At 37.1% G+C, this 24,440-nt stretch carries 22 protein-coding genes; 6 read left to right on the top strand and 16 right to left on the bottom strand.

Annotation, left to right across the window (positions count from 1 at the left end; translation table 11 throughout):
* Positions 1-219 precede the first annotated feature (219 nt).
* Both ltrA and D9782_RS23495 read left to right on the top strand, forming a co-directional pair.
* Positions 220-1,068: a group II intron reverse transcriptase/maturase gene (gene ltrA / locus D9782_RS04035; RefSeq protein ID WP_240455805.1), complete on the top strand. Its 849-nt coding sequence runs from the start codon at positions 220-222 to the stop codon at positions 1,066-1,068.
* Between the two features lie 15 nt (positions 1,069-1,083).
* Positions 1,084-1,356, top strand: coding sequence for a group II intron maturase-specific domain-containing protein (locus D9782_RS23495; protein ID WP_200862575.1), 273 nt, complete (start codon positions 1,084-1,086; stop codon positions 1,354-1,356).
* A 603-nt stretch (positions 1,357-1,959) separates the two neighbouring features.
* Here the strand turns inward: D9782_RS23495 and D9782_RS04030 are convergent.
* Positions 1,960-2,454, bottom strand: a complete 495-nt coding sequence (locus tag D9782_RS04030) for a hypothetical protein (protein WP_026682381.1) — start codon at positions 2,452-2,454, stop codon at positions 1,960-1,962.
* Between the two features lie 533 nt (positions 2,455-2,987).
* Between D9782_RS04030 and D9782_RS04025 the strand changes: the two genes are divergently transcribed.
* Positions 2,988-3,770 carry a hypothetical protein gene (locus D9782_RS04025; protein ID WP_026682380.1) on the top strand — a complete coding sequence of 261 codons (783 nt, stop codon included), beginning with the start codon at positions 2,988-2,990 and terminating at the stop codon, positions 3,768-3,770.
* Between the two features lie 298 nt (positions 3,771-4,068).
* Here the strand turns inward: D9782_RS04025 and D9782_RS04020 are convergent, their stop codons facing one another.
* The 3 genes from D9782_RS04020 to D9782_RS04010 form a co-directional block, all read right to left on the bottom strand.
* Complete coding sequence (locus D9782_RS04020; RefSeq protein ID WP_026682379.1) at positions 4,069-5,220, bottom strand: M56 family metallopeptidase; 1,152 nt, start codon at positions 5,218-5,220, stop codon at positions 4,069-4,071.
* Between the two features lie 8 nt (positions 5,221-5,228).
* The gene (locus tag D9782_RS04015) at positions 5,229-5,612 is read right to left on the bottom strand and encodes a BlaI/MecI/CopY family transcriptional regulator (protein ID WP_226983584.1); all 384 of its coding nucleotides are present in this window, start codon (positions 5,610-5,612) and stop codon (positions 5,229-5,231) included.
* A 127-nt stretch (positions 5,613-5,739) separates the two neighbouring features.
* A complete protein-coding gene (locus D9782_RS04010) occupies positions 5,740-6,936 on the bottom strand; it encodes an MFS transporter (protein ID WP_205601747.1) in 1,197 nt (398 codons plus the stop codon).
* A gap of 134 nt (positions 6,937-7,070) precedes the next feature.
* Between D9782_RS04010 and D9782_RS04005 the strand changes: the two genes are divergently transcribed.
* Positions 7,071-7,652: a CGNR zinc finger domain-containing protein gene (locus D9782_RS04005; protein WP_121604153.1), complete on the top strand. Its 582-nt coding sequence runs from the start codon at positions 7,071-7,073 to the stop codon at positions 7,650-7,652.
* Positions 7,653-8,082: 430 nt separating this feature from the next.
* Positions 8,083-9,516, top strand: coding sequence for an alpha/beta hydrolase family protein (locus D9782_RS04000; RefSeq protein WP_026682375.1), 1,434 nt, complete (start codon positions 8,083-8,085; stop codon positions 9,514-9,516).
* 27 nt (positions 9,517-9,543) lie between these two features.
* Here D9782_RS04000 and D9782_RS03995 read toward each other — a convergent pair whose 3' ends face one another.
* From D9782_RS03995 to D9782_RS03965, 7 genes are all read right to left on the bottom strand, one after another.
* A complete protein-coding gene (locus D9782_RS03995) occupies positions 9,544-10,569 on the bottom strand; it encodes a MerR family transcriptional regulator (protein WP_240455804.1) in 1,026 nt (341 codons plus the stop codon).
* A gap of 311 nt (positions 10,570-10,880) precedes the next feature.
* Positions 10,881-12,755: a beta-glucoside-specific PTS transporter subunit IIABC gene (locus tag D9782_RS03990; RefSeq protein ID WP_121604152.1), complete on the bottom strand. Its 1,875-nt coding sequence runs from the start codon at positions 12,753-12,755 to the stop codon at positions 10,881-10,883.
* Positions 12,756-12,943: 188 nt separating this feature from the next.
* On the bottom strand, positions 12,944-13,774 hold the full coding sequence (gene licT / locus D9782_RS03985; RefSeq protein WP_026682372.1) for a BglG family transcription antiterminator LicT: 831 nt from the start codon (positions 13,772-13,774) through the stop codon (positions 12,944-12,946).
* Positions 13,775-14,012: 238 nt separating this feature from the next.
* Positions 14,013-15,449: a 6-phospho-beta-glucosidase gene (ascB, locus tag D9782_RS03980; protein ID WP_026682371.1), complete on the bottom strand. Its 1,437-nt coding sequence runs from the start codon at positions 15,447-15,449 to the stop codon at positions 14,013-14,015.
* Positions 15,450-15,747: 298 nt separating this feature from the next.
* On the bottom strand, positions 15,748-16,932 hold the full coding sequence (alr, locus tag D9782_RS03975; RefSeq protein WP_121604151.1) for an alanine racemase: 1,185 nt from the start codon (positions 16,930-16,932) through the stop codon (positions 15,748-15,750).
* Between the two features lie 246 nt (positions 16,933-17,178).
* Positions 17,179-18,300, bottom strand: coding sequence for an alanine dehydrogenase (gene ald, locus D9782_RS03970; protein ID WP_121605816.1), 1,122 nt, complete (start codon positions 18,298-18,300; stop codon positions 17,179-17,181).
* A gap of 113 nt (positions 18,301-18,413) precedes the next feature.
* Positions 18,414-19,658 carry a PucR family transcriptional regulator gene (locus D9782_RS03965; RefSeq protein ID WP_121604150.1) on the bottom strand — a complete coding sequence of 415 codons (1,245 nt, stop codon included), beginning with the start codon at positions 19,656-19,658 and terminating at the stop codon, positions 18,414-18,416.
* Positions 19,659-19,787: 129 nt separating this feature from the next.
* On the opposite strand from D9782_RS03965, the gene D9782_RS03960 reads away from it, so the two are divergent.
* Positions 19,788-20,876, top strand: a complete 1,089-nt coding sequence (locus D9782_RS03960; protein WP_026682367.1) for a YkvI family membrane protein — start codon at positions 19,788-19,790, stop codon at positions 20,874-20,876.
* A 182-nt stretch (positions 20,877-21,058) separates the two neighbouring features.
* Here D9782_RS03960 and D9782_RS03955 read toward each other — a convergent pair whose 3' ends face one another.
* The 5 genes from D9782_RS03955 to D9782_RS03935 form a co-directional block, all read right to left on the bottom strand.
* Positions 21,059-21,442, bottom strand: a complete 384-nt coding sequence (locus D9782_RS03955) for a DUF3888 domain-containing protein (protein WP_121604149.1) — start codon at positions 21,440-21,442, stop codon at positions 21,059-21,061.
* A gap of 407 nt (positions 21,443-21,849) precedes the next feature.
* The gene (locus D9782_RS03950) at positions 21,850-22,395 is read right to left on the bottom strand and encodes a GNAT family N-acetyltransferase (RefSeq protein ID WP_121604148.1); all 546 of its coding nucleotides are present in this window, start codon (positions 22,393-22,395) and stop codon (positions 21,850-21,852) included.
* A gap of 90 nt (positions 22,396-22,485) precedes the next feature.
* Positions 22,486-22,872: a DUF6262 family protein gene (locus tag D9782_RS03945; RefSeq protein WP_121604147.1), complete on the bottom strand. Its 387-nt coding sequence runs from the start codon at positions 22,870-22,872 to the stop codon at positions 22,486-22,488.
* Positions 22,862-23,770: a tyrosine-type recombinase/integrase gene (locus tag D9782_RS03940; RefSeq protein WP_240455843.1), complete on the bottom strand. Its 909-nt coding sequence runs from the start codon at positions 23,768-23,770 to the stop codon at positions 22,862-22,864. The genes D9782_RS03945 and D9782_RS03940 overlap by 11 nt, the downstream gene beginning before the upstream one ends.
* A 135-nt stretch (positions 23,771-23,905) precedes the next feature.
* The gene (locus D9782_RS03935) at positions 23,906-24,376 is read right to left on the bottom strand and encodes a hypothetical protein (protein ID WP_162986326.1); all 471 of its coding nucleotides are present in this window, start codon (positions 24,374-24,376) and stop codon (positions 23,906-23,908) included.
* Positions 24,377-24,440: the final 64 nt, after the last annotated feature.

The following is a 24,440-nucleotide window of genomic DNA, read 5'->3' as shown; positions in this document are numbered from 1 at the left end:
CGTTATGTAGGGGCGGAGGTGTTCGTAGTAGTAACGAAGTTGCTGTAATGGCAAGGAGCGAAGGGGCACCATCATTCAACTCGAAAACTGAAAACAACTGTGAAAGCAGGAGGATTTGATGAAAAAGAGTAAGCCATATAAGATTTCAAAACAAGTAGTTTATCTGCATTCAAAAGAGTCAAAGCGAACAGAAGAAGTGCAGGGATTGATGGTATAGATTTGAAAGAATTTGAGGACAACCTTAAAGATAACCTGTATAAAATCTGGAATAGAATGAGTTCGGGCAGCTATTTTCCACCACCGGTGAAGTTAGTTGAAATACCTAAGAAAACTGGTGGAAAACGTGGACTTGGTATTCCAACTGTCGAAGACAGAGTTGCACAGATGGTGGTAAAGATGTACTTTGAGCCAAAAGTAGAACCAGTATTTCATGAAGACTCCTATGGTTATCGTCCAAATAAGTCAGCACTAGAAGCGATAGGAAAAGCAAGGAAAAGATGCTGGAAGTATGACTACGTCATAGAATTCGATATTAAAGGATTGTTCGATAACATTGACCATGAACTATTGATGCGGGCAGTAAGGAAACACATAAGAGAGCCATGGATAATACTGTATGTTGAACGATGGCTCAAAGCACCATTTGTTGATTCCGAAGAATGTACAATTGAACGAAATAGTGGGACACCGCAAGGAGGCGTTATTAGTCCCGTTCTTGCGAATTTGTTTATGCATTATGCGTTTGATATGTGGATGGTGCGAACAAATACTCATGCGCCGTTTGAGCGATATGCAGATGATGCGATAATACATTGCAAGTCGGAAATGGAAGCGCAATATATATTGAGAAAACTCTATCAGCGACTAAGAGAATGCAAACTTGAATTACATCCGAAGAAAACAAAGATAGTCTACTGCAAAGATAAGGACAGGAAGAAGGAATATCCTGTTACGGAGTTTGACTTTCTGGGATACACCTTTCGAAGAATATTCATTAAAGATAGGTTAGGGAGATTACAGTTTAATTTCCTTCCATCAGTAAGTAAAAAGTCCGCAAAAGCCTTTTGAGACAAGATAAAGACGATGAAAATTCATAGTTTTACGGGTTGCAAAATTGAAATGATAGCGGAAATGATAAATCCCACCGTTAGAGGATGGCTCAACTATTTCATAAAGTACAACCCATCAGCAGTGAAATATTCCATTGATTGTTTAAATCGAAGATTAATCAAATGGGCAATGTGCAAATATAAACGATTTAGAGGTCATCGGAGACGTGCGGAAAAATGGCTTAAAGAACTTGCAAAAAGAGAGCCCAGAATGTTTTCACATTGGGCTCTCCGAATGACTCCTTAAATGGCTGAATGATAAGAGCCGTATGAACTGAGAGGTTCACGTACGGTTCTGTGAGAGCCTTTGGGTGAAACTCCCATTGGCTACTCGACTGAGAGGTCGGATAATCAATTAATGATTGTAATACATTATTAACTATAGAAATTCCACCCATGTAATTATTGGTTTTAAAGCTATATTGTTTGTGAGTGTATTCCAAACAGCCAATACTGAAAACGTAGATTTCTTACAAAGAGACACACGCGTTTTTGTACACTTTATTTAGAACATAGGATATGATTATAATGAAACTCGAACTTATAAATAAGATTATTCCTAAAATTAGTCACAAACTCTAATTTTAGGAATAACTTAGAGTGATTTTTGGTTTTAGTGCCCTGTTAATGTTTGTAATATAAATAAAAGTTAACCATCTTTTTTTTATCCACTCGAAAACTTGCAAAAAGTCTACTCGACACTTTTAATTTCTAGAAATTCTTTTATAATGATAAAAACAAAGAAATTATTGTTAAAACTACTGATATAATTAATAGAGTAAAATTAAAAAGTCACCGGATAAATTTAATTCATCAACTATTATATTCTGGAGCAAATTCATATTAAGTATTAAAAGTCAAAACTTCCTTTTACATTAATACTTCTAGTATTTGTAGATGGAGTACGGATGGCAATATAATATGTACCACTAGGTCCACTTAGTATAAAACTACCACTTGTTTTCCTCCCACCACCATAACTTTTTGTCCAATATTGTTTACCATTACTAGCATTAATAAATCCTAATTGTATTTTTTGTGATGAGGGCTTCCATGTAATTACACCAACCTTTACTTTTTGATTTTTTGACATTTTATACTTGTTTTTAGATTTAACATGTTTATTTATACCAAGAGAAGAATGTCTAACAGTAAAATTTAAAAATGGTGATATTTTGTCAATAGATTCTTCTTCAGTAGATTGATCCCCTTCATACACAAGTTCAGCAACAAAATCTTCTGAATCCATATCCGAAATTGAACTTTCCTCTGCACTTGCAGTACCCACATGAAATAAAAACATAAAAAACAGACTAAACACCATTACAAAATACTTCTTAACCATTGTTACAGCTCCTTTAAGCATTACGTTTTACCTATCACTAGTAATTTAAAGATATACCCTATGAATAATTAACTGTGATTATTCTATTATAATAGCTATATTTACTTTTTTCTACATGCATGTAGTAAAAATATATTCATTTAGCTTAATTTAAATGTGCTTTAAAAAAGTATGGTGTAGTTTTAATAAACAATCTAGACAGTCTTTAAATTTAGAATTAATTTATTAACGATTTATTAGCATCTTTTAAAAATATATTCGTTTTAACCTACGCTAAATTCATTCTTTTCGGATAGTTAATATTTACAATGAATCACTACAATGGTATAGTGATAATTGTACTACATAATTGTAGTTCATAATTTATTTTTGTAATTGCATGTCTTTTTAATTACAAAATGAATGTTGATAACTAGTAAAAGGAGGATAGTTAATAAGGAAACTTTAAACGAATGCTGATTTGGAAAAAGAAAATCATAGGTTTAAAGATTCCCGTAATTTTATTTATATTTATGTACAGGGGGGTTTTAATTTTGAAAAAATTACTCAATTCATTTTTAATTATTGGTTTATTATTAAGCCTAGTATCGCCTTTAAGCGTATTCGCATCTGATTTAACATCGGAAAATACAATGGAGAAAGATTATAAAGAATTGATGGGATTGATTAAAGAAAAAGTTTTAGATGGATGGTCTGAAGATCAAATAGGAGAATTACCAGAAGTAATTGAATTTCAAAGTAAATACACAGAAGATGAAGTATATCAATATTTAAATACTAAAGTCAGTGCTTTTAATTATAATTTAGTCGAAGATGAGTTAGAAAACTTAGATTTAGGATTAAACGATAGAGAGATTGTAGAGTTCGATGACGGTAGTTTTGTAGTTGCCGAAACTGCTACTGTTAGTGAAGATAATTCAAATTCTGTTTCAACATTTGCTAGTCATAGTGGAAAACCAGGTTCAAAATGGAAAACAAGTTATAAAGTTGACTTTTGGGGAGTTTATTTAGCGGCTAGAGCTAAAATAAATACTAGTTACACAGTCAACAAAGGTTCTATTAAGATAACTGACGTTACTAAAGCTGGCACAAAAGCAAATGCACCAACAACCATAGTAGTTGACTCTTTGAAAAAAGTCATTAATAATAAGAAAACAGTAAAAAGTCGAGGTTCATTTACTAAAGTAAATGGGATAGTTATTGGAGGTCAACCAATCGGGTTTAGCGATTCTTTTGATTTAACAACTACTTTAAAAATCACAAGTGCTACTAATTCAAAAGTGAAATGGACTTCTAGCTCTAAATCTTCAAAATAAAAGGAGTTATTTTTATGGGTGGTTTTGAACTCAATACGTTCTTTTCTCAAATAATATTTGTAGGGGTAGGGGCTTTAATAGTTTTTTTCCTATTTCGTTATTTGTTAACTAAAAAAAGAAAAAAAAAGAAAAGATAAAACTTCAACCCTTTGTGAGCAAATGTTGCTGGTAGATAGATAATACTAAAAAGAAGGCGACTTATGCAATGCATGTATAAGCCGCTTTCTTTGAGTATTAAAGAATATGATTTCTCGTATAAGTGATTTATTATAATTAATGATGTTTTACTTTATTCTATTCATTCGTCTTCTAAAACTATTTCACCATTTTCAACTTGTTTAAGAATTTCTTCCCAATCTTCTCTCGAGAATTTAGATTCATCAGATTTCTTGACTGAATTTATTTCATAATTACTCCCTTCTTCTTGTTCTTCTGTTGACTTGTCAATACCAGCTTTAAAAAGCACCACTTCTGATACTCTATTTATATTTTTGTGAATTAAGTTAGCACTTACAACACTACCGCTTCCGATAGCTATAAATATTATGAAGGATAGGAATACAATAGATTTTCTAACCTTTTTTGCTTCTAATATTCTCAATAATCTTTTTCTTAAATTGACTTGACCTGTCGCAAAAAAAGTACCCAAAAGATATGGGTTTGTCTCTTGATTGGAACGGTAGATCATATTTAAAATGGTTTCACCATATTTTTTTCTCTCTCTGTGAGACATTTTTATCACGACATCTTCATCGCAGGAAAGTTCACTCCATTTATTGATTTCTTTTTGTAATATATAAACAAATGGGTTATACCAATGGAGTATGGTTGCGAGCAACGCAGCTCTCTTTACCCATAAATCTTTTCGCTTATAATGTATTAATTCATGCTTAATTATCATTTCTAACTCATCTGGTAGAATATCATGCATCGGTAATACAATAGTAGGCTTAAAAACACCAATAATTATGGGACTGATATTTAAACGACAAAATACGATTTCGACAGGAGAGTTTAGATTCATATTCTCCATCTGTTTGCGTAGAACATCGTATACAATATTTTCTTTTGGAACAGAAAAGCAACTCGCTTTAAGTTTTTTCGTGAATCGCATAAATATATATATAAATCCTAAACTACTAATCGTTACGCCAATAACCCAAACTACAACAACGACTTGAAAAAAAGCCGTTGTTAAAGATAAGACAGGTTGAAAAATAATAGATTGTTCTATATATTGAGTAGTCACATCTTCGCTGTTAATTACCGATAATAAATCTGACACTAGAAAGACTGGAACAAGAAAAAAGAATAAAGATAATTTTCTATTCCGATAATACCACTTTGATGAAAGAGTCCTTTTAGAAAGATATGTTATAAATAGTGAAAATAACAATACACTGCTTCCTGCTATAGATAGACCAATAATTATAGTTAGATATTCCACCATTATCAAACCTACTTATCATCAAACCATTTTTTGATTTCATCCAATTCTTCAGAATTAATATCGTCATCATAAAGTGTCGCTAAAAAATTTTTCACAGATCCTTTATACATCGTATTTAAAAAACCCTGTGCTTTCTTTTTTTCGTACATTTCAAACGATAATCTTGGGCTATAAACATTTGACCGTCCTTCTCTCTTTACAGCAAGCATCCCTTTATCTTCTAACCTAGAAAGAAAGGTTGCGATTGTTTGCCCTTTCCATTTTTTACCTTCTTTTACTAGAAAAACTTCCAATAATTCATTCGATTTAAAGGGACGATTTATTTTCCAAATTTCTTTCATTATTTTCATTTCCGTTTCAGATAGACTTTGGAAATCATTCAATTTATACACCTCGTATTAAATTGCATTTTACATTATAATTAATTACTACATCAATATAGTAACATGCTACTATATTATCTTTAATCTTGTCAATTTGCTATATTTCATAGTTTATAAGAGCTTAACTATAATATGATTATTCTGGATGCATAAAAAATGTAATTACTGCACCGATTGCTAATATTAAGCCACCCATTCCAAATGCATAAGAGTAATCTCCACTTACTGCTCGAAGGTACCCACCAAGGAATACACCTAATGCAGCAAATATTTGGTGAAGAAGCCAACTAAACCCTAGAATACTTCCCATTGCATTTTTACCAAATCGATCACCAATAATCCCCGTAACTAGTGGAATGATTGGCATTGATGAAACTCCATAAACAATTGAAAATACATATAACTGCCATATCCCCGGTGATATTGCTAGCCAAATAAATGCTATCAGGCGAATAATATAAAGCATAATCAACAAATTTTTCTTTCCAAAATTACGAGTTAATTGTCCTGTTACAAACATTGAAACTGCACTCGCAAAAGCAGCAATACCAAGTAATTGCCCCCCAAGTGAGGTATCCCCCCCTAGATCAACTGCGAAATTTGGAAGATGCATGGTTACTAAGTATAGTGTAAAACCACAAGAAGCAAATCCTAGGCTTGCAATCCAAAACTGACCACTTCTTAATGCCTCTGACAATTTTGCACTCCGAGGTGGTGAAAATATTGCCGTAGAATCTCCATCTGGCAATTGACCAACATCTTCTGGATTATTTTTAACTGCAAATAAAACTAAAGGCACGACAACAACCAGAATAATCATTCCAAGTACCACAAATGCAGAGCGGAAACCAGTGTTAGCAATTAGATAACCAGTTAAAGGTAATAGCAAAAGTTGACCAATGTTCATTCCCATTGAACTTCTTGAAAGCATTTTAGCCCGTTTCTTCACAAACCATCTCGATACTAATACTGAGTTGGCCATAGAACCACAGCCTGCAAAACCAATTGCGGTAAAAACCCCATAATAAATAAAGAATTGCCATACTTCAGTGATTGTTGCGGATAGCAAAAATGCAATTCCCATTAACGCTGCACTACTAGCAATTACTGACTTAGGACCAAACCTATCAATCAATTTTCCCATAATCGGTTGGAAAATCCCCCAAGTTATCATATTGAGAGACACTGCTAAACTAAGTGTTGTTAAGTCCCATCCGTAGGTGTTATTCAGTGGAGCAAAAAATTGCCCTGCTGTCAGGTTTAGACCAAATGCTCCCATAAGTGTGATAAATGTAATCAGAATAACTCGATTACCCATAAAAGAATGTTGCAAAAAATCTCCTCCTATAAATGCATTAACCATTAAATTTCGGTTTTAATGGTTAATACAATATACAATTATAATTAACCTGTCAAGTATGCTACAATAGGTTAATATTAAAATAATTATAGAAATGAGGGATTATAATGGTTAGTGAAAGTAACTTCCCACTAATTTCTGGTTATCTATCTTTGGATTTGGTAAATACAGAAGTGGTTCGGAATGGAACCCGATATGATTTGTTGACAAAATCAGAAGATGTAATTAATTGGGTGAATACTTTACTAGAGGAGAATATTCTTCTAACTAAACAAATTTCAGATAATGTACAAGAGTGGTCTAGTCAGGCCTTACCAATCTTAAGAGAGATTCGCTCATTTTTGCGTAAGGGATATGAAAGTTTAGCCGATAGAGAAGATCTTTCTGAAGGGTGGATTAATTATCTGGAAACAGCTATTGAAAAGGCACCATTCACTTATAAGGTAGAAAATAATGAGTTAATACCTGTCCCCATTGGACAACCATCTAATGTTTTAATTTCGCTAGTAGCACTGGATGCTATTAAACTTTATACAAGCAATAAATTATCCTCTATACATCGTTGTGCGAATCCTAGTTGCGTTTTATTGTTTATCGATACTCGTGGAAGGCGAAAATGGTGTTCAATGAGAATATGCGGAAATCGTGAAAAAGTTACTCGCTTTCAAAGGCGACAAAGACAAGAATGAAAGTAATTATTCTAAAAGAAGACTTAAGATTAATATAATTGGAGTGACTTACGCAAAGGGCTATTAAAGGATATGGTTATAATGAATCACAAATTAATCTGAACATATTCTAACTTTAAACTTAATCATGAGTAAGAAAGCAATGTATCCACTGCCCGCTCAGAGGTCACCTATATTATTAACGCCTATACCATGTACTTCTTTTAAGCAATCATTAAAAAATAAAGTTAATACTTGCTTAAAGAGCCTCGTACAGAATATCTAGAGACGAAATTCGCCATTTACCAACTTCGCCTTTCCGTTAAGTTGCAGTGATTGAATGAATAAAATAGTCCTTGAATCTCCACCTACTGGATATTGTATTGTTTATATTAGCAAGCAGCTAGCATTTGAAGCTAGAAGCTAACGTAAACGAGGAGGTTCTATGCATATGAGATTTTTTGAGATAGTCGTTATTGTCTTCAACCTTTTGCTGATCGGTTGGATTCTAGTTGCCAAGAAAAAGCCTGTGCCTTGGTTGCTTATTGGTTTCGGTGTTTCCACCATTCTAATACTGATACATGGAGTTATTGAAGGCTGGCGCTGGCAGATGATTCCGGCTTATGTTATGACAGTAGTTCCGTTAGTGGCTGTAGCCGGTAGATTGCTGTTCAAATCCGAACAGTCTGCTGAGCGAGTGGTGACAAAAGCATCCCGCGTAAAACGAATAGCACTGATAACGTTAGCTGTAATCTATTCTTCCGTGGCCGTTGCGCTGCCGCTTATACTTCCGGTCTTCACCTTTGAGGAGCCGACAGGTCCGTACAAAATCGGCACCGTTACCTACGACTGGAAGGATCAGGCGCGGGATGAAACCTTCACGCCAGATCCGGGTGACAAGCGAGAGTTAATGGTGCAGATCTGGTATCCTGCAGATGCTCAAGCAGAAGGAGAAACAGAGCTCTATTTTTCTAACCCAGATGTGTTTGTGGAGGGGTATAGTAAGCTTCTGAATATGCCGAAACTGTTGTTTACGACGTTCGCTTATGTTAAAACACATGCCATTGAGAACGCGGCGATTTCCAATCGGGAGCCATCTTATCCGGTTCTTATTTTCTCGCATGGATTTAGTGGGCATAAGAATCAGAATACTTTTCAGATCGAGCATTTAGTGAGTCATGGATATATAGTGGTGGGCATAGATCATACGTACAGTAGTACAGCATCTGTTTTTGCTGATGGTCGTGTTGCAAACTTTGTGCCACAAGATACCGAATCAATCGCTTACTTGGATAAAGCGAATGAAGGCTGGGTAGCAGATGCCAAGTTTGTGCTGGATCAAGTAGAGAAGCTAGCCAATAATGATCCGGATCGTCGTTTTACGGGTCGCATGGATATGAGCAATGTAGGGATGTTTGGCCACTCTTTTGGAGGGGCGACAAGTGCACAGATGCTAATGTCGGATTCTAGAATAAAGGCTGCAATTAATATGGATGGCATTTTATATGGAAAACAACGGATTCCAGCAGAAGGGATGAAAAAGCCCTTTATGATGATGAGTGCCGATGACTCCATAGAGGTGAAAAACACCGCAGATACAGTGTCTGTCCAAATTATAGAGGAAACGTTACCGCGGTATAAACATGTGGCTGTAGGTGGAAATTACTGGATGAAAATAAAAGACATGAAGCATATGGGCTTCTCTGATTTATATCTGTTTTCACCAATATATGAAAAACTGGAGGGGGTTGATGCCCGAAAGGCTCATCGGCTCATTAACGATTACACGCAGGATTTCTTCGATCATTATTTAAAGCAGCAGCCATTTAAGCTATTGGAGCAAAATATGGGGGAACACCCGGCGTTTGAGCTGGAAAAAGGCTAAATGGTACAGGTGAACAGCCAGGGGACGTTAGCCTTCAGGCTGTTCGCATGATTGATCTGACAGTTGCTCTAGCTTTAGCTGTAAGCTCTGATAAAGTACGAGATTACCTTTTGCAAGCAAATGAAATGAAGGACTTATAATGGAACATAGTGTATTGCAGCGTTCGAGCAGTGGCGCCCTCGTTTGCTGAACATATTCTGCAAAAGAACGGATAAAATCTTCCTTATTAAATGCTTGCTCTGTATTGACATAAAGCATAATCATATCCTCGACAATGGCCTGTACATAAGGACTGTCGGCAGCATGTTTTTTATCCACCGCATGATTCAATCGATATTGTATATTCTCAAGCTTTTTCATCCATGTGGCTACACTGTAACGAGGTTTATAACCTGTATGTAAGAAGAAAAACTCAATATTATTCAGTTCCTTGATAAATTGGGGATCGTTTATCAGCTCCTGAAGCTCATTCCAAGCGGCTGTTTGTTTTGCTGTTACCCTCGCTTGATTGACAATATATTTATTGAAAAAATATAACATTGGCTCCTTCCATTCTGAAGGAATCTCTTCAAAAATGTTCAAGGTTTCCACCTTCTCAGAAATGAACTGTTTTCGTTTCTCGATAGTTAATTCTTTTTCATGAACGAGGTCGTAAACATAACGCAGTGAATCCCCTTGGTGCTGCTTCGCCTGACGTAAAATCGCAATCATATTGGTGAGTGCGCTAGCCTGTGTCGAAAGCGATTCGATCTGCCAATCGAGTGCCTTTTCAACCGGCAATTCCCCAGAAATGAGCTGGCTTATTTCATCAATACTAAAATCAAGATAGCGCAAGGTAATCGTTAACTCTAAACGCCATATATCTTCTGCCGTATATAATCGATGTCCACCATCCGTATGGCTCGTAGGCTTTATTAACCCAATTTCATCGTAATAACGGACGGTTCTGACCTTAGTTCCAATCATTTTCGCCACTTGCCCAATGGAAAACGTATCCGTCACAGCTTTAGAATCTAAAACCTTCTGAAAATCCATGCCGCTGTTTGCATGCACATGACTCACCTCCAATATCTTATTTTACGTTCTCCAGTTACTGGAGATTCAACCTGATTATACTACGTAAGCATGTCCCGGAAAGGGAGTTGCTTTGATAATACCATCATTGTATCCTTCCAAAGGGTGTGTCTTACAAATACTATTGTACTAGAAAAAATAGAATTGTACTGTACGATATACAACTATATACGGCCTTTTTCAAAACTAAACTGCCTTCCCCCTGTTCCATTCAGGGCAAAGGCAGTATAGGTGCGTTTTCTTGTCTCATATTACTAGGTTAGTTTATTACAATAGAGGGTTTTATTTGTTTAGTCCTTTGCAACAAGTGTCAGGATCGAATCTTTTTCTTTTACTTGATTTTCAGCTGTAGCATCGACTGTACTGTATTGGTTCGAGTTGGTGACAATGATTGGAGTGGTTACATCATAACCGGCCTCCTTGATTTTATTTATATCAAATTCTACTAAAACATCACCAATGTTCACTACATCTCCCTGTTGGATGTGAGAAGTGAAGTACTGCCCATCTAACTGTACGGTATCTATACCAACGTGGATCAATAGTTCAGCACCATTCTCCGAAACGATACCAATCGCATGCTTGGTTTTAAAGGCAACGGAGATGGTTCCATTAACTGGAGAAACAACCCGACCTGTCTGAGGCTTAATCGCAATCCCTTGACCCATTGCCTCTGAAGCGAAGGTAGGATCAGCTACATTGGTCAATGCAATTGCCTCTCCTTCCAATGGGCTAAAAATTTGCTCATCTACCGATTCTATATTATCGTCTTTTATAGCTGTGTTTGCTTCCTCAACAGTTTCTTCCACTGGATCACCAAAGCCTAGCATATAGGTTAGCACGGCAGAGATTATGAAGGAAGCGGTAATTCCAAGAATTAAGGCGAAAAATCCTTCGCCACCTGGCCCGAAGAAGATCGGTAGGGTTAATAACCCTGGTGCACCGGAGGCAAATGCTTGTGTACCACCGTATCCGATAATTGCCCCACCAACGGCCCCACCGATAATGCCGGCGATAAAGGGTTTCTTCAATCGTAAGGTTACTCCGTAAACCGCAGGCTCGGTAATCCCGAATAATGCGGTAATCGTGGCTGAACCGGAAAGTGCTTTTAATTTTTTGTTTTTCGTTTTTAAGAATACCCCAAAGGCTGCTCCAGTTTGAGCGAATACCGAAGCGGTAGCTGCTGGTTTAATTCCATCCTGTCCGTAAACAGCGATGTTATTGATAAAGACAGGAACAAGTCCCCAGTGCACCCCAAAGATAACGAATAGCTGCCAGCCAGCCCCTAATGCTGCTCCTGCAAGTAATGGGCTAAAATTAAATCCAGCAAGTAGTGCGTCGGCAATCCCATTACCAATCGATACACCGATTGGTCCGAAGACAATTAAGGTAATTGGCACCAGTACGACTAAAGAGATTAACGGTGTTAAAAAGTTTTTCACGCTTTGGTGAATATAGCGATTCGAGAGCTTTTCTACATAACTCATCATAATTACAGATAGAATAATCGGTATAACCGTTGATGAATAAGGCATCATCACGACAGGAATGCCGAAGAAATCGATAGCAGCATCCTGTGCTTCTAATTCTACAATGGTTGGATAGACAAGTGCGCCAGCAACTGTCAATGCGGTAAAAACATTCGCACCAAATTTACGTGCGGTGGTTACCGCTAATAGTAGTGGTAGGAAATAAAATAAGCTATCTGAAGCTGCATATAAAATCGTGTAGGTGCTTCCGGCTGGGTCTAACCAATTTAGGTTATCAGCAATTAATAGTAGCCCCTTCAAAATACCTGCTCCAGCCATTACGCCTAACAATGGTGCAAAAATACTAGAAATGACATCTACGACACGTCCGACAATATTCCCCTTTGATTCATTAGTGGAAGCATCTGTCGTTTTTTTATCATCTTCTAGAATATTAGAAATCGCACCAATTGCTTGGTACACTTCGGGCACGGTGTTTCCTATAACCACTTGGAATTGTCCACCGCTCTCCTTCACTGTAATAATACCCTCTGTATTTTCTAATTTGTCCTTATTAGGCTTCGAAGGATCCTGTAAGGTAAAGCGTAGACGCGTAGCACAATGAACAAGTGATTGTACATTATCCTCGCCGCCCACATGATGTATAATTTCTTTAGCTAATGCTTGGTTATCCATAGTAAACCTCCTCTAGGCGTTTGAGCGAAAAGAGTATGAAAAAAACCTAAGCCAATAGAAGAGCTAGAACATACTCGTGTTCCTCTTCCATGACTTAGGTTTTGCCTGCTTAATCAGTAACAATCCTAATCGCTTTTATGATTTATTTGTTAAGGTATTTCATGATGACAGGGCTATCCATCTGGATTTTAACGGTTCACGACACGTTCGATATGAATCGTTAAATAAAGCATTTCTTCATTTGTCAGCTCGTGATTATATTGCCTTTTAATATAGCTTTTAATCTTCTCGGTGCATTTGGATGCTTCTTTATGCTTTTGCTTAATCATGATATATAAGTAATCATCATCATTTTTATAATGAGAACCATTAAATACACGTTGGGCAAAATATTTGAGGTGTGTAATAAAGCGTCCGTAGTTCAACGAATCTTCATTGAACTCCACATTAAAATGATATTTGACGATATTGATAATCTGTTGAATAAACTTCGTCGTGTTAAACGTATTTTCTGTGTCCTCATTCATATTTGCTTCAATAATATGAATGGCGATAAACGCTGCCTCATCCTCGGGCAGCTCGACATCAAACCGTTGATTAATGCGTGCTACTGCTCTTTTTCCAACCGCAAATTCATCCTTATACAACTGCTTAATTTCCCAAAGAATATCATTTCGTATGGTAATCCCTTGCTGATAACGCTCGATAGAAAAATGAATATGGTCTGGAAGGGATAAATAAATTTTTTCATTGAGCTCTGTATTCAAGGCTTCCTTAGCATCCTTAATGATCAGCTCAACCTCAGACATGAGCTCAGCCGGAATTTCTCGTAGCAATAGCTTAAAGTTATCAAAGGTTTGCTGATCCTTTAAGGTGAACACCTTTTCAATTTTATCCGCTTCGATTTCTTGACCAGCTTTCTTTTGAAATGCTAGCCCTCTTCCCATGACAACCAATTCCATGCCCTCTTCATCAAATGCACTGACAACATTGTTATTTAGTACTTTATGAATCTTCATTCGCTATCCTTCCTTCACATACAACGTTCGTGAAAAGTAAAAGAACCTAAGCCACTTTGAAATAAACCTAATACAGGTCTATAAAAGGTGACTTAGGTTTTGCCTGCTGACCAGTTACAACCCTAATCATCATATCTATAGTTATTCATAACTTACTAGTATTATAAGCCTATTTCTTTTCATACGTCAACGCTTTCATAAAAGAAAGAGCATACCAAAGTTCTTATTCGTTAAAATGCTAATCAAGTTGCTGACCATTAGATGAAATAACGCGTTTATACCAGTCAAAGCTCTTCTTTTTGATTCGCTTACCAGTACCATTTCCTTCATTGTCGCGATCGACATAAATATAGCCATATCGCTTTTTCATTTCTCCGGAAGAGGCACTGACAATATCGATAGGCCCCCAGCTTGTATAACCAATAATTGGTACGCCATCTTCGATCGCTTCAGCCATTTCGGCAATGTGTCTACGTAAATATGCAATACGGTAATCATCTTCAATCGTTCCAGCCTCAGTTACTTGGTCAATAGCACCTAAGCCATTTTCTACTACGAACAACGGTTTTTGATAGCGATCATACAATTGATTTGCGGTGATGCGAAATCCAACTGGGTCAATCGTCCAGCCCCATTCTGATTTAGATACATAAGGGTTCACTGCTGAACCGAATACGTTCCCGCTTGTCGCTTTTTTCATCACTTCTTTGTCAGAGCTGATCGTTCTACTGGAATAATAGCTAAATCCGATGTAATCGACTGTATGATTCTTGAGGATTTCAAGATCTCCAGGCTCCATCGCAATGTGAATGTTATTTTCGTTGAAGAAGCGGTTTGCATAGCCTGGATATTCCCCACGTGCTTGTACATCGATAAAGAAGAAGGATTCACGATCCTTATCCATCGCCAGCTTTACATCTTCTGGATTACAACTGTATGGATAGAACATCCCTGCTGCTAGCATACAGCCAATTTGTGCATCTGGAATGATTTCATGACATGCTTTTACTGCTAAGGCACTAGCCACTAATTGATGATGGGCTGCTTGATATTGAATTTGTTTTTGATTATCTCCTTCAGCGAAGACCAGTCCAGCACCGAGAAATGGAAGGTGAAGCAGCATGTTTATTTCATTAAAGGTCATCCAATATGTCACCTTGTCTTGGTAACGTTCAAACACCGTTTTTGCATAGCGTTCGAATAGGCTCACAAGCTTACGAGAGCGCCAGCTTCCATACGTATCAATTAAGTGAACAGGCACATCAAAGTGTGCAAGCGTTACGACTGGCTCTATATCATGCTTTCGTAGCTCGTCGAATAACGCATCATAGAATGCTAATCCTGCTTCATTTGGTGTTGCATCTTCTCCAGTTGGAAAGATCCGTGCCCAAGCAATTGACACACGTAGTGCTTTAAAGCCCATTTCTGCAAATAAAGCAATATCCTCTTTATAATTATGATAAAAATCAATCGCCTCATGAGCCGGATAGAACTCGCCAGCCAATGGTTGTAAGGAAGGAACATCCCCCTTCATGATTGCGCGACGACTATCTCCTGTCGGCAATAAATCAACAATGGTTAAGCCCTTATTATCTGTTTGATAAGCCCCTTCAGCTTGGTTTGCTGCAATTGCGCCACCCCATAAGAACCCATCTGGAAATGTATAATTTTCCATTATCTCTGCTCCTTTACGTTCCATATTTTCATAACGGCAATAAAAAAACCTGACGAATGCAAGGGACACAGCAATGGTGCTCCTTATTCGTCAGGTTATGCCCACTAAAGGTAACATTCCTTTTCGTTACGTATATGAATTACCTATAATCTAGCAGAAGCGATAATAGAAGTCAATTGGAATAGGTTACATCTATACCATCTGCTTTTGTTCTACAATATAAAAATCCGCTTTTCGTTCTTAATGGAACTTTTACGTAAAGCGGAGAAAGTCACATTTGTATTCTTTTTGCTTTTTTTCAACTACCAGTAATAACTCCTTCTTCAACCATTCCTCTAAACTCCATGGCTTTCCCGCCTCTTACATAAACACGTGGGACGCGTTTCCCCATTAAACAGGCTGTTTCATAATGAATAGTTCCCATTAAATCAGCAACCTCCTCCATGGCGACATAGCCTTCGCTAGGCTCACCAAAAATGGTAATCACATCCTCTAAGCTGACATTCTTATTAACCTCGGTAATATCAATCATTGATTGATCCATACAGATTCTGCCGACGATCGGTACGCGTTTTCCGTGGACGGTTACATCGCCACGATTGGATAGTAAGCGCGAAAAGCCATCTGCATAGCCAACGGGAATGGTTGCTATCTTACTTTCCCTTGTAGTCTGAAAGGTTAGTCCATAACTTATCAATTCATTGCGAGCTAATGTCTTGATATGGATAGGCTTGGTTTTGAAGCTCATGGCCTGGGTCAAGTTAATCTTTTCCTTGAGATGTTTCTCTGGATATAAACCATAAAGCCCAATACCGACACGTACCATGTCTAGATGCATAGCTGGATAGGCGATGGTTGCTGCGGTATTACAGCAGTGAATAATTGGAATATGGCGGTATTGCTTGAGAAATGAAATAACCAAACAAAATTGATGGAATTGCTTCTCTGTATAAGTTGGATCGGTATTATCTGCATCGGCAAAGTGTGTGAAGGCACCCTCCAGTATGACATAGTCGGATGTAGCTGCTTCGACTACTTGAATGGCTTTTTCTTTACTGTTCACACCAATTCGATTCATGCCACTTTCGATCTTTAAGTGAATACGTGCGGGCTTCTGCAGCACCTCTGCTTCATGCTTCACTTTCATAGCTGCTTCTTCCGTGAAAATTGTCAAGGTAATATCCAGCTCGATCGCTGTTCTCACACCAGCTGGGTGTGTATATCCAAGTACGAGAATAGGGAAATCAATTCCTGCTCGCCGCAACTGAATCGCCTCATCTAATAAGGCGACAGCGAGATAGTCAGCACCGGCTGCAATGGCTTCATTTGCAACTTCTACGGCTCCGTGCCCATAGCCATCTGCCTTGACGACAGCCATCAGTTTGGTTTGCTTGCCGATATGATTTCTAAAGGCGCTGACATTATTCTTAATCGCATCTAACGAAACTTCTGCCCATGTATCGCGGTAACTTCCAAGCTTCATTTTGCATCTCTCCTTAGGTGACTACCGATGTTGAATTTCTGCAATGAGGCAACGCACTTTTCGATCATACCTAATATAAAGTAAAACTTCAATCAGTTGGGGGGTATCCCCCCCCCACGGATAGTTCGTACGACAAGGATATGACCTAAAGGCCCTAGAACCAATCGTACATTTACTGGCAGTTAGTTATATGTGAATAAAAGCACCCTTCATACCAAGGTAGAAGGGCACATAGCTGCTATTTACTTATGCGTCTTTCAATACATCTTCCGGTGATACGAAATCGTACCCAAGATCTGCTGCGACTGCTTCGTATGTTACTTTTCCATTCATCACATTGACACCGGAAAGGATTGCTGGATTATCCTGAATCGCTTTCACAGCGCCCTTCGATGCAATTTGTACAGCATATGGAACGGTTACGTTTGTCAAGCCAACCGTGGACGCACGTGGTACGGAACCAGGGATGTTGGCAACCGCATAATGGAGAACATCATGCTTTACATAGATTGGATCATCATGCGTGGTCGGGTGGTCCACTGTTTCAAAGTTACCTCCCTGATCGATGGCAACGTCAACAATCACAGAACCTGGCTGCATGGATTGAACCATTTTATCTGTTACTAATTTGGGAGCCTTTCTTCCTGGAATGAGCACAGAACCGATAACGAGATCCGATTCTTTCACCGCTTCTGCGATATTGTACGGATTTGACATTAATGTTTGGATGCTTGAACCAAAGATATCGTCTAGTTGACGAAGACGTACTGGGTTTAAGTCGATGATGGTTACTTCTGCACCAAAGCCAAGTGCAATTTTTGCAGCATTTGTCCCAACAACGCCCCCACCAATGACGGTTACTTTTCCGCGTTTTACCCCGGGAATTCCACCAAGGAGGATGCCTTTTCCGCCTTCCGATTTTTCAAGATATTGTGCGCCAATTTGTGTAGCCATTCGTCCAGCTACTTCGCTCATTGGTGTCAACAATGGCAATGTGCCGTTTGCTGTAATGGTTTCATAAGCGATGGCAGTTACTCCAGTTTCCACTAATGCTTTGGTTAGTTCTGGTTCTGCAGCCAAATGAAGGTATGTGAATAGAATAAGTCCTTTGCGGAAGTATTTGTATTCTGATGCAAGTGGTTCTTTTACCTTCATAATCATATCTGCTTTTTCCCAAACATCTGCAGCGTTAGCGATCATCTCTGCTCCAGCTTCTTGGTATTCCGCATCTGTAAAATTACTTCCCATACCTGCGTCTTTTTCGATATAGACGGTATGACCAGCATTTATTAAGTGAATCACCCCAGCGGGTGTCATAGCAACACGGTTCTCGTTGTTTTTAATTTCTTTTGGTACACCGATAATCATCATTATCCAACTCCTTCTCAATCAATCTGTTCTTGTATCATAACGTTTATGTAAAACGGTTTCATTATGAAAAAATATAAAAGGAAAAAACATGATTTGTGTAAATGCACAAATCATGCTTTTCGTATGCTTTCTATAATTAGATCAAGATAGGAATTTGCTTTTTGGTTTGGGTCTTTTAAATCAATGCCACTAACCTCTTTAATTCGCTTTAAGCGATAATTCATTGTATTGGGATGAATAAATAGCCTTTTGGCTGTGTTATAGACATTGCTATCACAGTGAAAATACATTTCTAATGTCGCTAGAAGGGAAGTCCCGTGAATTTGGTCATAAGCCCGTAGTTTTTCGATAAATGGGTTCTTGTATTGATTCATCTTCCGTGCAGCTGCTAATTGCTCGATAAATTGGTACACCCCTAAATCTTCGTAGAGTTTTACAGGAGCGATGGTATCTGGTAGCTTTTCTTGTAGTTTTAATACTTCTCTAGCCTGTTGGTAGGAGTTTTGGATCTGTTGCGCCGGTTGATAAACTAGTCCTGCTGCTGCAAATATGTCCGCTAAGTCTAGTTGTTGGCTAATCAGTGTAATGAAGTCGTCCATAAAGGCATACATCGTTTGCTTGTAATCGAATGCATCCTTTAGATGTACGAGCATAATAAAATCATTATTGTCAAAGAGACTTGTAATTACATGTAGCTTGACCTGCGATTCTGATAAGTAAAAGGCATGCTTTTCCATTTGTTCGGTTATTTCATCTGTAAAGTGAATAATGACAATCGCTTTATTACCATCCAAGTGCATATTGTATTTCTTTTCCCGTTGTTTAATAGCGTCCGTATCTTGCAAATCTCCACGCAACAGCTGCCAAAAGAAGTCTCGATATCCTTCTTCCAGCTTGCGATGGCGCTGTAGATCTTTGATGAAGAATTTCTTCACGTAAGCAGCCGCTTCTTTGAATAATATTAAATCCTCGTCTGTAAAGGCTTTGTCGGATGTGTGGGCCCACACAAATCCTAATATTTCATTTTGGTTGCGTACGGAAATAGCAACGCGATTGCCAAGACCAATCTCGTTAATTTTGGGAATGCGAACAGGATTATCACTGTCAATTAATTTTGGCATCACACCCTTTTTCCACAATGCATTTATTACCTTATCTGGGACCTTTCGGTTGATAATCGTGGAAATGCGGACTTGGTCGATATTGTCTTTATGTTTGCTGTAGGATACGACATGATGATTGGAATCTTCTATTGTAATTGGACATCCGAAGATATCTGCAATCTGGTCTGCAAGCTGATCGAGGGATGTTATCTTTTCCTTTAAGCTATTCAGTATATCTTTCTGTTGGGACATAGACCTTATTCCTCCGTGTATGGTTTGAACAAATAAACAAAATTTTATTCTATTATTTTAGTATATACACAAATCGATTTCATAGTGAAGATGTTATAGTAATCATGCAACACGATGGGAGGAAATACAATGAAAAAAATCCTGTTAATTGGAAGCGCTTTTATTGGGGTGATTGTTGGTGCAGGTTTCGCTTCTGGACAGGAAGTGCTACAATACTTTACTAGCTTCGGCCTGATGGGGATTATTGGGGGAGTTATTGCAACCGCTTTATTTGCGTATGTTGGGATGGCACTCGTCTGGGTCGGCAGTAAAATGAAAACGAATTCACACAAGGATGTTATTTATACAATAAGTGGGGAGACCATTTTTGGTCGCGTGATAGGGACAGTTATTGATTATATTCTTATTTTTACTCTATTTGGTGTTGGTGTGGTTATGTTGGCTGGGGCGGGTTCTAACTTAGCTCAACAATTTGGACTGCCAGCAATTTTAGGTACGATCCTTATGACAGTACTTGTCTTGGTACTTGGGATGATGAATGTGGACAAGGTTGTTTCTGTTATTGGTGGGATTACTCCTTTCTTAATTCTATTTATTGTGATGATTTCAGTCTATAGCTTTTTAACGATGGATGTGTCGTTCAGTTCCTTGGATGACTTAGCGAAGCAACAGCCGACAACATTGCCAAATTGGTTTATTGCAGGGGTGAATTATGCATCCTTCAATACAGCAGTAGGTGCATCGATGGCATTAGTAATGGGTGGTGCTGAAAAAGATAGAAGGGCAGCAGCTTTAGGAGGACTAGTTGGTGGCTTCGTGCTTGGATTACTTATTATTTTGAGTTATCTAGCCATCTTCTCTAAAATCGAGGAGGTTGGCGATATGGATATGCCAATGCTTGCGATTGTCAACGATATCTCGCCAATACTAGGTACAATTATGGCGATTGTGATCTTTGCTATGATATTTAATACAGCGATAAGTATGTTTTATTCGTTTGCTGCTCGCTTTACGAAAGTAGAGACAAGCAAGTTTAAAATCTTTTATACGATCATCCTACTCGTTGGATTTATCGTAAGTTTTATCGGGTTTACCGATCTAGTCTCTCTTTTCTATCCAACCATTGGCTATATGGGACTTGTATTAATATTAGGTTTGATCTATGCGCCGATAAAACTTAAAAGAGAAGCGAAGCAAAAGCAAATAGAAGAAGCGTAAATATAAAAAAGTATTTTTTTGGTACTAACACGTTTCGTATTGAAAATATGGGTGATGTGAATTGTAGTAGTAGTTTATCTTCGCATTGGTTTGATATATATTGGAGTGGATTCAGCTGCAAATAAATTAAAAGCTTTAGAATTTGGTCTACAAACTACTATGTATAACACATCACCACCGAACTAATTACTATCTTTGATATCTTTGTGCTTAAAATTAATTGTTTTTACTTCGCCTGGAGATACCTTAAATGTAACAGTTGCTAATCCATAGGGTGGATTGTGAGCACCAAAATAAGTATTAACCTGAATTGTTGGATAAAACGTAAAAGATGGATCTTCTTCACGCTTAATGTTTACTATTTTTGCATCGTACAATGCAAAAGAGCGGTCTCCTAGTCCATTATTTTCTAACTCCTTTAAGATATAAGGGGAAAGAAGTGTTATATAAGAATAATATAAATTTTCATCATCCGTTGATTCTTGATTTTTTGCATGTGTAGTTTGAACTGAAAATAAAAGCATTATAATTGTTAATGTAATTATCCTCATATTATTTTTTGTCATTTAGTGGTCACCTCATGTATAAAGTATACATTTTTATAAGAATAATACGCTGACATTATATATAAATGAACGTCTTACAAATGATGTGTTTTACCGGCTGAATGAATGTCATATTCATTTTTAGTTTACATGATGTTTCTTTGAGTAAGTTCGGTAATTTTGGAAAATCTATTATATCAATAGTTCCACTGACTTTGAATATTATACGTTTATGCAGGATTTTATACATTGTTAATAAAACACTAGCGTTGCATAAAAAATAACTGTAAAAGTCAATGAATATATTTTTAGATTTCAATCAAGTTGAACAAATTTTCTGATATTTGTTATATTGTATTTGTAAAAAAAGACAACAGGGCTATACTCGGACCGAAAATGGCAGATAAAGCATTTGGGAAGGTTAATCCTTATTTATTAAATCTCCCCATTAATACGGTATTATAGTAATTCCTGTCAGATAGAACTTGGTCCTTTTTTAAAATGCCTTCTACTTCAAAACCATATTTTTTATACAGCGCTATAGCCTTTTCATTGGTTTCAAGAACATTCAAAGTAATTTTCTTGATTCCATTTGAATCTGCCCAATGAATAGATTCTTTTAATAAGTTTTTTCCTATTCCATATCCCCAAAATTCTTTTAATACACAGACTCCAAACTCCACTTTATGAGCAGTTCTTTTCAATTTGTTCCCTTCACATCTTGAAAAACTTACAATTCTTTCATCAACTTCAGCGACTAAAAATAGGTTAGTGGTGCTTTCTGTATCATCTTTAATAATTCGTTTAAAACCTGATTCATCTATGTACGCCTCACCTTTTTCTCTATCTAAATTTTCTGTTTCGCCATCTATCTGCAATCTTACTTCAGACAATTTTATCGCATCATTTTCTATTGCAGACCTTACAATATAATTTAAATTATGAATATGAAATTCCTTTGGATTAGCCCTCATTAAATTTCCTCCCGTCAATTCAATATTGAAATAACCTGCTTAGTTAGCACAAGAAGTAAAATCGAAATACGATAATAAAGTTTTTAAATCTCAAAATTTATCGTAGATTATACCACGTAGTTTCATTAATTCATCCTTTAGATGCTTATTTTCCTCTTCAAGCTTTTTTATTCGGTTATTTTTGGCTACGATAAGCGAATCTTTACTGGCATCTGTCATATTACGTTTCATGGCTTGTGAGGATTTCAATCCTTCTTGTTGCTTTCGTAGTCCTTCTATTCGATTTCTTATTTCTTGATTGTTATAAAGAAATGCCTTAGATACACCTGATTCCATGGCAACCTGATTAAAATTAATTTTAGCCTTCGTTTTGATAAGACGTTGTATAGCCTGATCTACTTTTTGTGTAGCCTCTTGGCTTTTCATTTGGGCATGTTTTTTCACACCTTCGGTATTTCTGATATGTTTACTTTTCATGATTGCGTTCCTCTCCAATATATTCGCGTCCTTTTTTCCCGGCTAAATGATGCATTGCACCATCCTTCAAAGTTTCTAGGATAGGCTCTAGACGTTCGAGGGTGGTCTGATTTTTATCTATCCAAACTTGACGACCTAAAACCCTACCGCGCTCAATTACATTTTTAACTTCTTTAATTTCCGTTTCAAATTTAGGTATGAATTCTGGTGTTGTACAGAAATTGCGACAGGAAAGACATGGGTTCACTTGAGTAGGGCGTGGCTGCTTAATTGGTTTCATACAATAGCCAAGCTCCATCTTTACAGCGTCTAAATTATGGCGTATATATTCCCATTCAATGATATCTTCATTCTCAATATCCGTAAGTTCAACTTTAACTGGTCGTTTATTTTTAATGTCAATTCGAAATATGCCCTGTTTTGTAGCTTCTTCCCACGATTTACGCATGGTTGTATCGAGAATTTTTGCATATTGTAAAGTCATTTCAGGGGAAGCGTGAGCCATCCATTTTTGAACATGGAGTATGTTCATTCCGTTGTTAAGTAGTTCCACACCCTTTGTATGCCGAAAGGCATGATTTTTGATAAAAAAGGGAGTCCCAGAATCGTCAACTATGTTTTGTTCTTCAGTAAAGCGCTTCAAACTTCTGCGAATGTCGTAATAATTATAGGGTCGGCCTCTCCGGACACCCTCAAGCTGTACGAATAAATAATTTTTAGGATTATTAATCGTATTGCTTTGATCTTTAATCACTTTTATTACAGCTTCTACTATCTCTGCTACTTCTTTTGTAATCGGTACACGATGATTCATTACCTGTGTTTTTTTAATATCACCGCATAAGTACCATCCCTGAGATGTTTGTTCTAAACAATTATCATAACGTAGATTAAGAATATCTGATATTCTCCAACCAGTAGCCCGAAGTAAGACAACAATCGGTATGTACTTTGATGGTTTTAAGAACTCTAGTTTTTCCTCAATTTGTTGAAGAACGCCTTCAGGAATGTATTTGATATCATGTTCAGATTTTTAAATCGGTTTAGGGAAATCTTCTTTAAACAACAATAGATTCACAGGCAACGTTGGCGCTTCATCGAATTGCAGTTTTTCAATTGTTTCAAAGAATACATTTAGAACAATTAAGTAACTTCTCTTTGACGGTATTTTGTCATGAAACTTTTTATTGTGAAATATAAGATAATCTTCGATATCTTTCCGAGTTAGGGCATTTAAATCCTTCCAAGAAGGATTTTTATTATGTATAAATTCCAAAAATAACTTTAATATTCTAACGTCAAGAGTACATTGGCCAAGAGATAAATGACTGATCCTAAATTTTAAATATCTTTTTGCAAGAGGGCGAAAGGGAACAGGGATATCCTCGAAATTCAGGATATGTTTTGATTCATGATCGGGAAATCTTGCACCAGGAATATTTCTAACATCCCAGATATCTTTTTCAAATTCATCTCTTGTATCATAGAAGTCTTTATAAAACAAAAATAATCGATTAAGTAGATTTTCATAATTAGAAAGCTTCCTTCTCCCATAAATTCGTATGCTC

It is taken from the genome of Virgibacillus sp. Bac332, assembly GCF_003667785.1.
Lineage (GTDB): Bacteria > Bacillota > Bacilli > Bacillales > Amphibacillaceae > Virgibacillus > Virgibacillus salarius.
The sequence above is the reverse complement of the archived record's forward strand: the minus strand, read 5'-3'. Positions and strand labels throughout refer to the sequence as shown.